Origin of the sequence: Qipengyuania proteolytica (genome assembly GCF_019711565.1) — a bacterium.
Lineage (GTDB): Bacteria > Pseudomonadota > Alphaproteobacteria > Sphingomonadales > Sphingomonadaceae > Qipengyuania > Qipengyuania proteolytica.
This window is the reverse complement of record NZ_JAIGNN010000001.1, coordinates 117,677-131,401: the sequence shown is the minus strand read 5'-3', so window position 1 is coordinate 131,401 and position 13,725 is coordinate 117,677. Positions and strand designations below refer to the sequence as shown.

17 protein-coding genes are annotated in these 13,725 nt (G+C 65.6%); 12 read left to right on the top strand and 5 right to left on the bottom strand.

Annotated elements, in window-relative coordinates:
* Positions 1-189 precede the first annotated feature (189 nt).
* Positions 190-537 carry a heavy metal-binding domain-containing protein gene (locus K3172_RS00570; RefSeq protein ID WP_247717882.1) on the top strand — a complete coding sequence of 116 codons (348 nt, stop codon included), beginning with the start codon at positions 190-192 and terminating at the stop codon, positions 535-537.
* A 1-nt stretch (position 538) separates the two neighbouring features.
* Here K3172_RS00570 and K3172_RS00565 read toward each other — a convergent pair whose 3' ends face one another.
* Positions 539-1,327 (bottom strand): CPBP family glutamic-type intramembrane protease, encoded by a 789-nt coding sequence (locus K3172_RS00565; protein ID WP_221586544.1) that lies wholly within the window; start codon positions 1,325-1,327, stop codon positions 539-541.
* Positions 1,328-1,395: 68 nt separating this feature from the next.
* Here K3172_RS00565 and K3172_RS00560 point away from each other — a divergent pair, with 68 nt between their 5' ends.
* From K3172_RS00560 to K3172_RS00545, 4 genes are read left to right on the top strand one after another with little or no spacing between them, the layout of a single operon-like run.
* Positions 1,396-2,139 (top strand): YebC/PmpR family DNA-binding transcriptional regulator, encoded by a 744-nt coding sequence (locus K3172_RS00560; protein WP_221586543.1) that lies wholly within the window; start codon positions 1,396-1,398, stop codon positions 2,137-2,139.
* A 31-nt stretch (positions 2,140-2,170) separates the two neighbouring features.
* Positions 2,171-2,521: a DUF3147 family protein gene (locus K3172_RS00555; protein WP_221586542.1), complete on the top strand. Its 351-nt coding sequence runs from the start codon at positions 2,171-2,173 to the stop codon at positions 2,519-2,521.
* A complete protein-coding gene (gene ruvC / locus K3172_RS00550; protein ID WP_221586541.1) occupies positions 2,518-2,991 on the top strand; it encodes a crossover junction endodeoxyribonuclease RuvC in 474 nt (157 codons plus the stop codon). Before K3172_RS00555 ends, ruvC begins: the two co-directional genes overlap by 4 nt.
* A 9-nt stretch (positions 2,992-3,000) precedes the next feature.
* Positions 3,001-3,348, top strand: a complete 348-nt coding sequence (locus K3172_RS00545; RefSeq protein WP_221586540.1) for an arsenate reductase — start codon at positions 3,001-3,003, stop codon at positions 3,346-3,348.
* Here the strand turns inward: K3172_RS00545 and K3172_RS00540 are convergent.
* Positions 3,342-3,509, bottom strand: coding sequence for a hypothetical protein (locus tag K3172_RS00540; protein ID WP_221586539.1), 168 nt, complete (start codon positions 3,507-3,509; stop codon positions 3,342-3,344). The two genes, K3172_RS00545 and K3172_RS00540, sit on opposite strands and share 7 nt — an antisense overlap.
* Positions 3,510-3,642: 133 nt before the next feature.
* Here K3172_RS00540 and K3172_RS00535 point away from each other — a divergent pair, with 133 nt between their 5' ends.
* Entirely contained in the window at positions 3,643-4,137 is a 495-nt protein-coding gene (locus K3172_RS00535; protein WP_221586538.1) for a nucleoside deaminase, read from the top strand.
* Here K3172_RS00535 and ubiG read toward each other — a convergent pair.
* Positions 4,134-4,895 (bottom strand): bifunctional 2-polyprenyl-6-hydroxyphenol methylase/3-demethylubiquinol 3-O-methyltransferase UbiG, encoded by a 762-nt coding sequence (gene ubiG / locus K3172_RS00530; RefSeq protein ID WP_221586537.1) that lies wholly within the window; start codon positions 4,893-4,895, stop codon positions 4,134-4,136. The genes K3172_RS00535 and ubiG overlap by 4 nt on opposite strands.
* Positions 4,896-4,948: 53 nt before the next feature.
* Here ubiG and K3172_RS00525 point away from each other — a divergent pair, with 53 nt between their 5' ends.
* From K3172_RS00525 to K3172_RS00500, 6 genes are all read left to right on the top strand, one after another.
* On the top strand, positions 4,949-6,229 hold the full coding sequence (locus K3172_RS00525) for an aspartate kinase (RefSeq protein ID WP_425594688.1): 1,281 nt from the start codon (positions 4,949-4,951) through the stop codon (positions 6,227-6,229).
* Positions 6,226-7,386 carry a formate-dependent phosphoribosylglycinamide formyltransferase gene (gene purT, locus K3172_RS00520; RefSeq protein ID WP_221586536.1) on the top strand — a complete coding sequence of 387 codons (1,161 nt, stop codon included), beginning with the start codon at positions 6,226-6,228 and terminating at the stop codon, positions 7,384-7,386. Before K3172_RS00525 ends, purT begins: the two co-directional genes overlap by 4 nt.
* Before the next feature lie 48 nt (positions 7,387-7,434).
* Entirely contained in the window at positions 7,435-8,445 is a 1,011-nt protein-coding gene (locus K3172_RS00515) for an NAD(P)H-dependent flavin oxidoreductase (protein ID WP_221586535.1), read from the top strand.
* Between the two features lies 1 nt (position 8,446).
* Positions 8,447-8,764 (top strand): hypothetical protein, encoded by a 318-nt coding sequence (locus K3172_RS00510; protein ID WP_221586534.1) that lies wholly within the window; start codon positions 8,447-8,449, stop codon positions 8,762-8,764.
* A 58-nt stretch (positions 8,765-8,822) separates the two neighbouring features.
* Positions 8,823-9,677 carry a formyltetrahydrofolate deformylase gene (purU, locus tag K3172_RS00505; RefSeq protein ID WP_221586533.1) on the top strand — a complete coding sequence of 285 codons (855 nt, stop codon included), beginning with the start codon at positions 8,823-8,825 and terminating at the stop codon, positions 9,675-9,677.
* 81 nt (positions 9,678-9,758) lie between these two features.
* Positions 9,759-11,156 (top strand): alkaline phosphatase PhoX, encoded by a 1,398-nt coding sequence (locus K3172_RS00500; RefSeq protein WP_221586532.1) that lies wholly within the window; start codon positions 9,759-9,761, stop codon positions 11,154-11,156.
* Here K3172_RS00500 and K3172_RS00495 read toward each other — a convergent pair.
* Together K3172_RS00495 and K3172_RS00490 are read right to left on the bottom strand one after the other, a co-directional pair.
* Positions 11,122-11,595: a protein tyrosine phosphatase family protein gene (locus K3172_RS00495; protein ID WP_221586531.1), complete on the bottom strand. Its 474-nt coding sequence runs from the start codon at positions 11,593-11,595 to the stop codon at positions 11,122-11,124. The two genes, K3172_RS00500 and K3172_RS00495, sit on opposite strands and share 35 nt — an antisense overlap.
* Before the next feature lie 2 nt (positions 11,596-11,597).
* Positions 11,598-13,721: a PQQ-dependent dehydrogenase, methanol/ethanol family gene (locus tag K3172_RS00490; RefSeq protein WP_221586530.1), complete on the bottom strand. Its 2,124-nt coding sequence runs from the start codon at positions 13,719-13,721 to the stop codon at positions 11,598-11,600.
* Positions 13,722-13,725 lie beyond the last annotated feature (4 nt).

Sequence of the window (13,725 nt, the reverse complement as noted above, 5' to 3'; positions counted from 1 at the left end):
GTAAAATCTGCGCTGGGCGCGCAGCGATCGTTCGGCATGGATTTCCTAGGAGGGTGAACGTTACCAATTGGTTTCCGCCGGGTCATTATGCGATCCTTGTAAATTCGTTCGCCATTTGGCCGGGCGAGTTGAAATCCCGCCCGCGCGCCCTACATGACTAATACACCTTGCCATGAAGGAGCCCGAGCCATGCCGCCGCACTGGAAAGACGCCCGTGGGATCACCGTGACCACCACGCCCACGATCGAGGGTAGTCCGATCCAGGAATACCTCGGCATCGTGACGGGCGAGGTCATCGTCGGCGCCAATATCTTCCGCGATCTCTTCGCCAATATCCGCGATATCGTGGGCGGGCGCTCCGGCAGCTACGAACGGATCCTTGCCGAAGCGCGCGAACAGGCGATCCAGGAACTGCAGGCCGAATGCGGTGCGCGCGGCGGCAATGCCGTTGTCGGGATCGATCTCGATTACGAGGTGATCGGCGACACGGGCTCGATGCTGATGGTCAGCGCCAGCGGCACGGCGGTGAAGATCTGACCTAACTTGCCGCCTTGCCGGCCCCACTCGCCAGCACGACCATGCCGATGAAGGCGGCATTGTGCAGGAAGTGGAGCAGAATGCTCGCCCACAAGCCGTAGTTCACACGCAGGTAACCGAGGATCATCCCGGTAGCGAACTGCGGCAGGACCAGCGGCAGCGCCATGACCATCTGGTCGGGCGGGAAATTGAAGATGTGGACGATCGAAAAGGCGAGCGTGCTCAGCCAGAAGAACAGCGGGAAGATACGCTGGAACCAGCGCATCGCGTCGCGCTTGCGCAGCAGGACTATGGCGAGGATCGCGGCGACGATCGCCACCAGGACCCCTAGGCCGGCGAACGCAATCCCCGTCTTTGCAGCGCCGCTCGGTGCGCCGCCTGCGAGCCCGGCAACTCCCACACCGACCACGGCGCCACCCAGCAGCAGCCAGCCGAGCACATGACCGGGCCGGCCCGAAAGCCAGCCTCTGAACGCGATCTCTTCCAGCAGGGGCGCGGCGACGACCGCAGCGAAGATGATCAGCGGCGTCATCTCCATCCCGGAAAGCGCCGTTTGCGGCAGTTCCGTCCCGACAGCCATGGCGATCCCGGCGATGCCCAGCAGGATCGCCATGAAGGTGAAATCCAGCAGCAGCATGCGCATCACCGCCACCAGGCTCGACACGCGCGGCATGGGTGCCCGGTCGGGCAGCTTCGGCCATTTCAGGAAGGCTCCGAAACGCGCCCATTCCCCGCGGAGCGTATCGGCGGGCGCGAGTGCGTTCTCGCCACTTGTCGTCACTGCATCCATGCGGCTAAGGCGGCCCCCTGATTCCACCGAGGTGGGTACCCACCAGCAGCAACGCGAAAAGCGAAACCATGGCAGGCCATTCCAAATTCAAGAACATCATGCATCGCAAGGGTGCGCAGGACAAGAAGCGGAGCGCGATGTTTTCCAAGCTTTCCCGCGAAATCACCGTCGCGGCCAAGATGGGCATGCCCGATCCGGACATGAACCCGCGCCTGCGCCTCGCGGTCAACGCCGCCAAGGCGCAGTCGATGCCCAAGGACAACATCCAGCGTGCGATCGACAAGGCGTCCGCCAATGACGGCGAGAACTACGAAGAGGTCCGCTACGAAGGCTATGGCCCGGGCGGCAGCGCGATCATCGTCGAAGCGTTGACCGATAACCGCAACCGGACCGCCACCAATGTGCGCACCGCCTTCAGCAAGAACGGCGGCAACCTCGGCAGCGAAGGTTCGGTCAGCCACGGGTTCGAGCGCCTCGGCCTGATCGAATATCCCGCCAGCGTGGGCGACGAGGAAAAGGTCCTCGAGGCCGCGATGGAAGCGGGCGCGCAGGACATCGAAAGCTCCGCCGACGGGCACACGATCTGGACCGCCCCCGAAGACCTGCACCAGGTCGCGGGCGATCTGGAGAAATCGCTCGGCGAGGCGGAGACGGTCAAACTGGCCTGGAAGCCTAACCTCACGGTCGAGATGGACGAAGGCGCGGCCAACACGCTGCTCAAGCTCGTCGACGCGCTCGACGACGACGACGACGTCCAGACCGTCTGGGGCAATTACGAGATTTCGGACGAGATCATGGAGAAGCTGGGCTGATGGCCGGCCCGGCAAGCGGGACGGTGGGCTGATGTTCGCCTTCGTCGCGAAGGCGCTGCTGGCCGGCGTCATGATCGCGGCGATTGCGGAAGTCGGCCGGCGCTTGCCGGCGGCGGCGGCGCTGATCGCCTCGCTGCCGCTTGTCTCGATCCTCGGGATGATCTTCCTCTGGTTCGCGCGCCCCGACGCGGAGAACATGGCGCAGCACGCGCAGGCGACTTTCTGGTTCGTATTGCCGAGCCTGCCGATGTTCCTGCTGATCCCCGTCCTGCTGCGCCAGGGCATGAGTTTCTGGCTCTCGCTGGCGATCGGCTGCGCGCTGACCGCCGTGCTCTATGCCGGCATGCTGAAGGCGGGTTCGCGCATCGGCATCGACCTGTGATCATCCTCGGCCTCGACCCTTCGCTCAGCTGCACGGGCTGGGGGGTGATCCGTGCCGAGGGCTCTCGCATTGCCCACATCGCCAATGGGCAGGTGCCCACCGATGCGAAGGCGTCCATGCCCGAGCGGCTGGCAGCTCTGCAGGCGGCCCTTGCGGAGGTAATTGCCACCCACCGCCCTGATCGCGCCGCGGCGGAAGAGGTCTTCGTCAACAAGAACCCGCAATCGACGCTCAAGCTGGCGCAGGCGCGCGGCGCGGTGCTGGCGGCCTGCGGGGCGGCGGGACTGACGGTGAACGAACACGCCGCGCGGCTGGTCAAGAAGGCGGTCGTCGGCACGGGCGGGGCGGAGAAGGCGCAGGTGCAGGCGATGCTCAAGGTGCTCCTGCCCGGCGCGCCGATCACCGGGGCGGACGCGGCCGATGCGCTCGCGGTTGCGATTGCCGACGCACATCTCTCACCCAGAAGCTAAGGAACCGGCATGGCCATCCACCTTTACGGCATTCCCAATTGCGATACGGTCAAGAAGGCGCGGACGTGGCTGGACAGGCACGGCATCGGCTACACGTTCCACGACTACAAGAAGGAAGGCGCCGATCCGGCCAAGCTGGCTGCGTGGATCGAGGGGGAGAGCGTCGACACTGTGCTCAACCGTCGCGGCACGACCTTCCGCAAGCTCAGCGACGAGCAGAAGGCGGATATCGATGCCGCGAAAGCCATCGCGCTGCTTCAGGACAACCCGAGCATGATCAAGCGGCCCGTGGTGGAACATGCGGGCGGCCTGCTGGTCGGGTTCGATGAGACGGAGTGGGCTGCGGCGCTTCAGTAGCCGCTATTGGCACCCCAGCCGTCGTTCGAGCCGTTGGTGAAGCTGCGCGCGTTCTCGTTCGCGGCGCCTTTCACCATGCGCTTGACCGACGCGATATCGTGGCCCGACCCGTAGATCAGGCCGAGCACCACGGCGGTCGCGATGAGGAGCTTCTTGAACATGGTACGCGATTATACGGCCGGGATCGTCAAGATCGCGTTAACGCGCCTCCCAGCGCGCCTGTCAGCCGGAGCATCATAACAGTGGGACACGATGGGGTCGGGATAAGATGCGGGGTTGCGGCGTTGGCTTCTCATGCAGCGCGACGACATCGAGTGGATGAGCACCGCCCGTGACCATGCGATCGCGGAGAAGGGCACCGATCCGGCCAATACGCCGATCGCGGCCATACTCGTGCTCGACGGCGAGGAGATCGCGCGCGGGGTCAATCACACCGCAGAATGCTGCGATGCCACAGCCCATGCGGAGATCGTGACCTTGCGCGCCGGCGGCGCGGCTTTTGGCGACATGCGCATCGAAGGCGCGACACTCTATTCCACGCTGCAGCCTTGCGGAATGTGCACCTTCGCCAGTATCTGGGCGGGCGTGAGCCGCATCGTCTATGGCGCCGGGCGCGACGATGTGCACGAGATGTATTTCGAGGACCGCCACCTCTCGACGCTCGATTTCATCGCCGACGCCTACAAGGACGATCTCGAGCTTGTCGGCGGCGTTCTGGCAGAGGCGTGCGCCGACCTTTATTTCCGGCCCGGCGACGACGTTCCGGAGGAAATGCAGGCCAACGACTAGGCCGCGCGGCGCGCCGAGACGAGATAGTTTAGCGAGAGGTCGTGCGACAGATGCAGCCCCTTGTCGGGGCGATAGGCGATGCCGGTCGGCTCGCCTGTCTCGAGCCCGGCCTCCGCCAGCAGTTCGCCCAGCTCTTCGGGCGTGACGAAGTCGTCCCAGTGGTGCGTGCCCTTCGGGATCAGCCCGATCCCTTCCGCCGCTCCGATCATCACCAGCCGCGATTGCGGGGTGCGGTTGGGGGTGGAAAGGACCATCAGCCCGCCGGGTGCAAGCCGCGCTGCCAGCTCGCCGAGGAAAGCGCGCTTGTCCGCGACATGCTCGATCACTTCCATCGCGGTGACGAGGTTGAATTTGCCGACGTCGAGCGATCCGATCTCGCCCGCCATGTAGCGGATATCGAGCCCTGCACCTTCGGCATGGACAGCGGCGGCGGCGACATTCTCGGGCGCGGCATCGACGCCGGTGACATCCGCACCCAGCCGCGCCAGCGGTTCGCACAGCAGGCCCGCGCCGCAGCCGACGTCGAGCGCGCTCTTGCCTGCCAGCGGACGGCGCGCCTCGATATCGCCCGCCCAGTGCAGGTCGATCGCCTCGCGCAGGAACTTCAGCCGCACGGGGTTGAGGCGGTGGAGCATGGCCGAGGAGCCCTTGGGGTCCCACCAGTCCTTCGCCAGCCGGCCGAAATGCGCCGCTTCCTCCGGTCGGATCGTTTGGCCGCCTGAAGTATTGCTACGCTGCTGCATGGTTGCATCGCTCATGCGCTCTGGCTAGCAGCCATATCCCAGCTATTCCAGCACGGAGACCTCCTCGCTTGGCTCGTATCGTGATGAAATTCGGCGGCACCTCCATGGCGGGGACCGAACGCATCCGCCGCGTCGCCAATATCGTGCGCAAACAACAGGCGCGCGGGCACGAGGTCGCGGTGGTGGTCAGCGCGATGGCGGGCGAGACCGACCGGCTGGTGAATTTCTGCCGCGAAGCGAACGCGCTCTACGACCCGGCCGAATACGACGTGGTGGTGGCGAGCGGCGAGCAGGTGACCAGCGGTCTCCTCGCGCTGACGCTGCAATCGCTCGGCTGCAAGGCGCGCAGCTGGCTCGGCTGGCAATTGCCGATCAACACGATCGAAGCGCATGCCAAGGCGCGGATCGAGAGTATCGATGCCGATGCCCTGATCGCCAGCATGGAACGCGGCGAGATCGCGGTGATCCCCGGTTTCCAGGGCCTCTCCGAAGACAATCGCGTGACCACGCTCGGCCGCGGCGGTTCCGACACCTCGGCAGTCGCCGTGGCGGCGGCGGTCAAGGCCGACCGCTGCGACATCTATACCGACGTCGACGGCGTCTACACCACCGATCCGCGCATCGTCGCCAAGGCGAAGAAGCAGAAGGCGGTGACCTACGAGGAAATGCTCGAGCTCGCGAGCGTGGGGGCCAAGGTGCTCCAGACGCGCTCGGTGGGCTTGGCCATGAAGGAGGGCGTGCGGGTGCAGGTCCTCTCCAGCTTCGTCGGCGAGGATGCGATCCCCGCCGACGAGCTTCCGGGCACGATGATCGTCTCGGAAGATGAAATGAACGAACTGGTGGAGAAGGGCGACATGGAACGCCAGCACGTGACCGGCATCGCGCATGACAAGAACGAGGCCAAGGTGATCCTCACCCGCGTGCCCGACAAGCCCGGCGCGGTGGCCCATATCTTCGAGCCGCTCGCCGCCGCCTCGATCAACGTCGACATGATCATCCAGAACGTCGGCCGCGACAAGGGCGAGACCGACGTGACCTTCACCGTGCCGCAGACCGACCTTGCCCGCGCGCAGGCGCTGCTCGAGGACAAGCGCGACGAGATCGGCTACAACCGCCTCATCACCGACAGCAAGATCGCCAAGATCAGCGTCGTGGGCGTCGGCATGAAGAGCCACGCGGGCGTCGCCAGCACCATGTTCCGCGCCCTGTCCGATCGCGGGATCAACATCCAGGCGATCTCGACCAGCGAGATCAAGATCAGCGTCATGATCGACGAGGACGAAACCGAACTCGCGGTGCGCGTGCTGCACACGGCCTACGGGCTGGATGCGACGGACGAGGCTGCGTGAGCCACACCGCGAAGATCCTGCTGCTGGGCTCGGGCGAGCTCGGGCGGGAATTCGTGATCTCCGCCAAGCGGCTCGGCGCCTGTGTCATCGCCTGCGACGCCTATGACCATGCGCCGGCGATGCAGCTGGCCGATGCCCGCGAAGTTTTCTCCATGCTCGATGGCGAGCGGCTGCGTGCCGTCGTCGAGCAGCACCGCCCCGATTACATCGTGCCCGAGATCGAGGCGATCCGCACCGAGGTGCTGGCCGAGCTGGAGGAGGAAGGCTTCACCGTCGCCCCCTCCGCCCGCGCAACGCAGATGACGATGAACCGGGACGCGATCCGAGACCTTGCGGCGAACGAACTTGGTCTCGTCACGTCACGCTATCGCTACGCCAAGAACCTCGACGAAGTTCGCGCGGCAGCCGAGCACTCCGGCTTTCCCTGCGTGATCAAGCCGGTCATGTCCTCGAGCGGCAAGGGGCAGACGACCGTGCGCGATGCGGACGGGCTGGAGGCTGCGTGGGACTATGCCGTCGCCAATATGCGCGGCGACCGGCAGCGGGTGATCGTCGAGCAATTCGTCGATTTCGACTACGAGATAACGCTGCTGACCGTGCGCCATGCAGGCGGCGTCACCTTCTGCCCGCCCATCGGCCACCGGCAGGAGCGCGGCGACTACCAGGAAAGCTGGCAGCCGACACCCATGTCGGACGCCGCCATCACCAAGGCACAGGAGATGGCGACGAAGGTTGTCGACGACCTCGGCGGCTACGGCCTCTTCGGGGTCGAGTTCTTCGTGAAGGGCGAGGAGGTGATCTTCTCCGAAGTCTCGCCACGCCCGCACGATACCGGCATGGTGACGCTCGTGAGCCAGAACCTCACCGAGTTCGACCTCCATGCCCGCGCGGTAATGGGCCTGCCGATCCCCGCAGATATGCGCGCGCGTCCGGCAGCCAGCGCAGTGATCCTCGCCGATCGCGACAGCGCCAGCCTGTCCTATGAGGGGCTCGCCGACGCGATGGCCGACGGCGCCGACATCCGTATCTTCGGCAAGCCGACGAGCCGCCCCTATCGCCGCATGGGCGTCGCACTGGCGACTGCGGGCGATACCGATGAAGCGCGACGCAAGGCCCGCGAGGCGGCGCACAAGGTCCACATCCGTTACGGCGACTGACGCATCCCCGCTTGCCGTAACGGCGAGGCCGCACTAATCGCCCTGCGGATGACTACCTATCCCAAGACCGCCCGGCTGATGCAGCGCGGCGCAGACTTCCTCGGCAGCGAAACGGCCATCCTGTGCGGCGCGATGAGCTGGGTTTCCGAACGCAATCTGGTCTCGGCCATCTCCAACGCGGGCGGTTTCGGCGTGATCGCCTGCGGGGCGATGGACCCCGGCCTGCTCGACACGGAAATCGCGGCGACCAAGGCGCTGACCGACAAGCCCTTCGGCGTGAACCTCATCACCATGCACCCGCAGCTGTTCGAACTGATCGAGGTCTGCGGCAAGCATGGCGTGGGCCATGTCGTCCTCGCAGGCGGTATCCCGCCCAAGGGCAGCGTCGAGGCGATCAAGGCGCATAGTGCGAAGGTGATCTGCTTCGCCCCGACACTCGCACTGGCGAAGAAGCTGCTGCGCTCCGGCGCCGACGCGCTGGTGATCGAGGGCATGGAAGCGGGCGGTCATATCGGTCCTGTCTCGACCAGCGTGCTCGCGCAGGAGATGCTGCCCGAACTGGCCGAGGACCACCTGATCTTCGTCGCCGGCGGGATCGGCCGCGGGCAGGCCATCGCGGGCTATCTCGAGATGGGCGCGGCGGGGGTGCAGCTCGGCACGCGTTTCGCCTGCTCGATCGAGAGCATCGCCCATCCCGACTTCAAGAAGGCTTTCTTCCGCGCCAGCGCCCGAGATGCCGTGGCCAGCGTGCAGGTCGATCCGCGCCTGCCGGTGATCCCCGTTCGCGCGCTCAAGAACAAGGGCACCGAAGAGTTCACCGCCAAGCAGCGCGAGGTCGCGGCGGTGCTCGATCGCGAGGAAATCGCGATGGACGAGGCGCAGTTGCAGATCGAGCATTACTGGGCGGGCGCACTGCGCCGCGCGGTGATCGACGGCGATGTCGAGAACGGTAGCCTGATGGCCGGCCAGTCGGTCGGCATGCTCAAGGAAGAGGAACCCGTTGCTGTCATCATCGACAAGCTGATGGCGCAGAGCGAAGAGGCGCTGACGCGCCGCTGACATGAGCATCCGGTCGCTGGATCTCGATGTCGCGATCTACCGCGACCGGGTGCAGGTCACCGATCGTTCGACCGGCGCCTTTGCCGACCAGCGGGCGGACTATCCCTTTTCGGAAGGGACAAACCTCATCGCCCATCCACGCTTTCTGGAAGACACGATCGTCCGCGCGATCCGCCAAATCCTTCAGGGCGGGTTCTCGCTCAAAAGCCCGGTGGCGCATGTCGTATCGACCGAGCTGCCGCTCTCCCCCAGCCAGCGCGAGATCGTGGCCGATGCGCTGCGCGAGGCGGGCATGCGCGAGATCGTGTTCGAACTATAGCCGCCGATAGGCCGATTGCGGTTGCCCTCGTTCGCGCCGCGCGGCAGAGCGCTGCGCCATGTCCGAGCCTCTTGTCCTCACGCTGTCCTGCGCCGACCGCCCCGGCATCACCGCACGCGTGACCTCGTTCCTGTTCGAGCGCGGCGGCAATATCCTCGAAGCACAGCAGTTCAACGACCGCACCTCCGACGCGTTCTTCATGCGCGTCGACTTCGACCCGGGGGAGCAAACGGCGGATGCGCTGCGCGTGGATTTCGCGGGCCTCGCCGGTGACTTCGGAATGGACTGGAAGATCGTCACCCGCGACCGCCCGCGCCGCGTGCTTATCATGGTCAGCAAGTTCGACCACTGCCTTGCCGACCTGCTCTATCGCTGGCGGATCGGCGAACTGGCGATGGAGCCGGTGGCCATCGTGTCCAACCATCCGCGTGCAGCGATCGAGCATACCGATATCGGCGATATCCCATTCCACCACCTGGCGCTCACGCGCGAAAGCAAGGCCGGGCAGGAGACGCAGGTGCGGGCCATTGCAGAGGAGACCGGCGCGGAACTGGTAGTGCTCGCACGCTATATGCAGATCCTATCGGACGAGCAGGCGGCGCATTTTGCCGGGCGCTGCATCAACATCCACCACAGCTTCCTGCCGGGCTTCAAAGGTGCAAAGCCTTACCACCAGGCGCATGATCGGGGGGTCAAGATGATCGGGGCGACCGCGCATTACGTCACCGCCGATCTCGACGAAGGGCCGATCATCCATCAGGACGCCGAGCCGATAAGCCATGCCGACACGCCAGAGGAACTGGTGCGTAAGGGCCGCGAAATCGAGAACCGCGTGCTGGCCGAGGCTGTTCGCCTCCACCTCGAGGAGCGCGTTCTGCTCAACGGGAAGCGCACGGTCGTCTTCCGCGGCTAGGCGCGCACCCGGCGCGCTTGTCACAAGGCTGCCGCAAAGGCATGCTCTGGCGTGCAGGATCATTCCGGAGCCGAAAGACATATGAGCATCGACCGCCGCACAGCCCTCAAATCGGGCGGCGCCGCATTCATCGCATTCACTGCCTTGGCAAGCGGCAGCCTGACGCGAGCCTATAGTGCGAATTCCGGCAAGGCGCTGGTGGCAGATCCTGCCGGCCTGCTCGACCTGCCGGAAGGCTTTTCCTACCGGATGCTCTCGAAGACCGGCAAGCCGATGAGCGATGGCTTCATGACCCCGGGCCGCCCAGATGGCATGGCCTGCTTTCCGCATCCGACCGAGGCCGGGCGGATCGTACTCGTGCGCAATCACGAGAATTTCTCGAACGTCACCGATGGCAAGCCGTTCGGCGAAAGCGATGTGCTGCTCGGACAGCTCGATACCTCGCGGATCTATGACCCCCGCGAAGGGACCAACCCGTTCTTCGGCGGTACGTCGAACCTGGTGATCGACGTGGCGAGCGGCGAAGTCGTGCGCGACAACCTCTCGCTGATCGGCACGGTCGGCAATTGCGCGGGCGGTGCGACCCCCTGGGGCAGCTGGCTGACTTGCGAGGAGGAACCGCTCAAGGTCGGCGAGAGCGGTGCGGCGCGGGAGCACGGCTATGTCTACGAAGTGCCTGCCGGCGCCACCGGTCCTGTCGATCCCGTGCCGCTCAAGGCCATGGGACGCTTTGCGCACGAGGCCTGCTCGGTCGATCCCGCAAGCGGCATCGTCTACATGACCGAGGATAGCCGCAGCGGGCTGTTCTACCGCTTCATCCCGACGGTTCCCGGCCAACTTGCCGAGGGCGGCAAGCTGCAGGCGCTGGCGATCGATGGGTGGAACACGGCCGATACGCGCAATTATGCGACCGACTGGAGCCTCGCTGGCGCGCGCAAGATCCCGGTCGGGGAGCGCATGGCCGTCCGCTGGATCGACCTAGACGATGTCGAGTCTCCCAATGTTGATCTTGCCCTTCGCGGGATGCGCGCAGGCGCGGCCCTGTTCTGCCGCGGGGAAGGCCTCGCCTACGGCAGCCGCGGCGATGGCAAGAAGGCACACTTCTTCAACTGCACCGAAGGCGGGGCGAACATGACCGGCCAGGTCTGGCAGCTCGAGCCGGGCGAGGGCGGGGCGAGCGATATGCTGACCCTGATCTACGAAAGCGGCGGGGCGGACACGCTCGACCTGTGCGACAATCTGGCGGTTTCGCCGTGGGGCGATCTCATCATCTGCGAAGACGGTCGCGGTGACAATTACTTGCGCGGCCTCACGCCCGACGGGGCGGTCTACGATTTCGCCCGCAACGCCCATGAGGGCAAGTCCGAGTTCTGCGGGGCCTGCTTCTCGCCCGACGGGTCAACGCTGTTCGTCAATGTGCAGGTGCCCGGTTTCACCTATGCCATCACGGGACCGTGGGAGAGCCTGCGAGCTGGTTGATCAGTGCCGCCCAGGGTGCGGAGCGTTGGTCTGTGCCGCCCAGCGGGTCCCACTGGCGGCCCATCAGCGCGCGGGCTTCGCCTGTTTCCATGCCCTGAGCGATGTGGAGCAGGTAGAAGAACGCTGACACCCGATAGTTCATGATGCAGTGGACGTGGACCGGGCCGTCTGCCTGGTCCAGCGCTTGCCGGAAGCTGTCGTAATGATGCGCTTCGGGCCGGTCGAAGGGGATGGGGATATGGGTATAGCCAATCCCCTCAGCCGCCAGCAGCGCCTCCTCATCAGCCAGCGCTTCGGGGTGGTCGTCCAGCGCCAGGTTGATGACATGGCGTACGCCGATCGCGGCGAGGCGGGCGGGGTCATGCGGATCGAGCTTGCCCGAAGTGGTGACCGAGGAGGACAGCCGCTGCCAGCCGCGGATGTCCTCCGGGTCCGCCACCGTCAGCGTCGTGCCACGCGGGCCTTGGCCTCCAGCGCCACATCCTCATTGGCGCGCTTGAGGACATAAAGCCGGATCGCTTCGATTTCCTCGCGGCTGAATTGCTTGTTCCAGGCGACCATGCCGTTTTCGGCCAGCAGACCGTCGTGGACGACCTGCTGCCACAGGTCCTTCTTGCCCAGCGAGGCCGAGTGCCTCAGGTCGGGGTTGAGGCTGCCTGCGACCGCCGACACGCCGTGGCAGACGCTGCAGCTGTTGGCATAGAGCTTCGCGCCCAGCGCCACCTGCTCCGGCGCACCCTCGGGCGCCGGCGGGTCGAGTACCAGCGCCGGCGTCGGCTTCAGCGGCGGCAATTCGCCGGTCGCCCCCAGCTTGAACACCAACAGCCGGCTGACGTTGGGCGTGATGCCACCCCCGAGAGCACCGGCAGATACGTCCCACACACCGCCCCAGCCGACCAGCACTGCGACATACTGTTCGCCATCGATGGCATAGGTAATCGGCGCGGCGAGCACGCCGGTCTGCGTGGCGAAGGACCACAGCTCCTGGCCAGTATCGGCGGTAAAGGCCTTGAACTGACCGGTCGATGTGCCCTGGAAGACGAGATTGCCGGCCGTTGCCAGTGTCCCGCCATTGGTCGGGCTGCTCTGGGGAACCTTCCAACGCACCTCGCCCGCGACCGGATCGAAGGCGACCAGCGCGCCATTGAGCGCAGCCTTGGTCGCGTCGCGGATCGCCTGGTCGGCAGGAATCGCCCCGCCGCTGACGTCGATGCCCAGCTGGAAGCCCGTTTCGCCCGGCTCCCAGTCCGGATCGTGGGCGTAGTATTGCGGCGTGTTGTTGGTCGGGATGTAGACGAGGCCCGTGTCGGGGCTGTAGCTCATCGGCGACCAGCTATGCGCGCCCACCGCACCCGGCACGCCCACGAAAGGCTGGCCGGTGAGTTCGTATTTCGCTTCCGGATTGACGTTCGGTTTGCCGGTGACGGGGTCGAGGCCGCTGGCCCAGTTTATCCCGTCGACGAAGGGCTTGCCCGATATGAACTCGCCCGTTGCCGCGTCGAGCACGTAGAAGAAGCCGTTCTTCGGCGCATGCATCACCACGTGGCGCGTCTCGCCGTCGATGGTCAGGTCGGTCACGGTGATCTGCTGGTTGGAATCGAAGTCCCAGCGATCCTCGGGCGTTTCCTGGAAGTGCCAGACGTATTCGCCCGTGTCAGGCCTCACCGCGACGATCGAGGCGGTGTAGAGGCTGTCGCCCGCACCGTCGGTGTTGCGATAGGCCGGGTTCCACGGCTCGGCATTGGCGGTGCCGAAATAAACGAGGTCGGTCCTGGGATCGTAGGTAATCGAATCCCATACTGTGCCGCCGCCGCCAAGCTTCCACCATTCGCCGCTCCAGGTCTTGGCGGCTTGCTCCATCGCGTCGTTTTCGAAGCCGTCTGCCGGGTTCCCGGGCACGGTGTGGAAGCGCCACAATTCGTTGCCGGTCTGTGCGTCGAAGGCGGCAAGATAGCCGCGGGTGAAATACTCGGCACCCGCAGATCCGATCAGCACGCGACCTTTGACGATGCGCGGCGCGCCGGTAATCGCCATCTTCGAGCCTTCGGGAATGGTAAGCTTGTCCCACACCACCGCGCCGGTTTTCTGGTCCAGCGCGACGAGCCTGCCGTCGAGCGTCGCGACATAGGCCTTGTCGCCATAGAGCGCGATGCCGCGGTTCACCGCGTCGCAGCACACCTCGACCAGCTTTGAGCGCGGCACTTCGGGATCGTATTCCCACTTTAGCGCCCCGGTCTTCGCGTCATAGGCCTTCACCTTGCTCCACGCCGTGGTGATGTAGAGGACGCCGTCGTGCATCAGCGGGGTCGCTTCCTGCCCGCGCGCCGTGTCGAGATCGGCCGACCAGGCGAGGCCGAGTTCGCCGACGTTCTCGACGTTGATCTGGGTCAGCGGTGAGAAGCGACGCTCGTCGTAATCGCCCCCGTAGGTGAGCCATTCCTCGCCATTGCCCGCGGCCAGCATTGCATCGGTCACGCCATCGGTGGCCAGTGTCGGTTCGCTGCTGCCCATGTTGCACGCGGATAGCGAAAGTGCGGCCAGCGCCGCGATCGCGAAATGTCGCATCACC

Coding starts and splice junctions, on each gene's coding strand:
- K3172_RS00570 (WP_247717882.1), top strand. CDS start 190: ATGCCGCCGCACTGGAAAGACGCCCGTGGGATCACCGTGACCACCACG.
- K3172_RS00565 (WP_221586544.1), bottom strand. CDS start 1,327: ATGGATGCAGTGACGACAAGTGGCGAGAACGCACTCGCGCCCGCCGAT.
- K3172_RS00560 (WP_221586543.1), top strand. CDS start 1,396: ATGGCAGGCCATTCCAAATTCAAGAACATCATGCATCGCAAGGGTGCG.
- K3172_RS00555 (WP_221586542.1), top strand. CDS start 2,171: ATGTTCGCCTTCGTCGCGAAGGCGCTGCTGGCCGGCGTCATGATCGCG.
- K3172_RS00545 (WP_221586540.1), top strand. CDS start 3,001: ATGGCCATCCACCTTTACGGCATTCCCAATTGCGATACGGTCAAGAAG.
- K3172_RS00540 (WP_221586539.1), bottom strand. CDS start 3,509: ATGTTCAAGAAGCTCCTCATCGCGACCGCCGTGGTGCTCGGCCTGATC.
- K3172_RS00535 (WP_221586538.1), top strand. CDS start 3,643: ATGCAGCGCGACGACATCGAGTGGATGAGCACCGCCCGTGACCATGCG.
- ubiG (WP_221586537.1), bottom strand. CDS start 4,895: ATGAGCGATGCAACCATGCAGCAGCGTAGCAATACTTCAGGCGGCCAA.
- K3172_RS00515 (WP_221586535.1), top strand. CDS start 7,435: ATGACTACCTATCCCAAGACCGCCCGGCTGATGCAGCGCGGCGCAGAC.
- K3172_RS00510 (WP_221586534.1), top strand. CDS start 8,447: ATGAGCATCCGGTCGCTGGATCTCGATGTCGCGATCTACCGCGACCGG.
- purU (WP_221586533.1), top strand. CDS start 8,823: ATGTCCGAGCCTCTTGTCCTCACGCTGTCCTGCGCCGACCGCCCCGGC.
- K3172_RS00500 (WP_221586532.1), top strand. CDS start 9,759: ATGAGCATCGACCGCCGCACAGCCCTCAAATCGGGCGGCGCCGCATTC.
- K3172_RS00490 (WP_221586530.1), bottom strand. CDS start 13,721: ATGCGACATTTCGCGATCGCGGCGCTGGCCGCACTTTCGCTATCCGCG.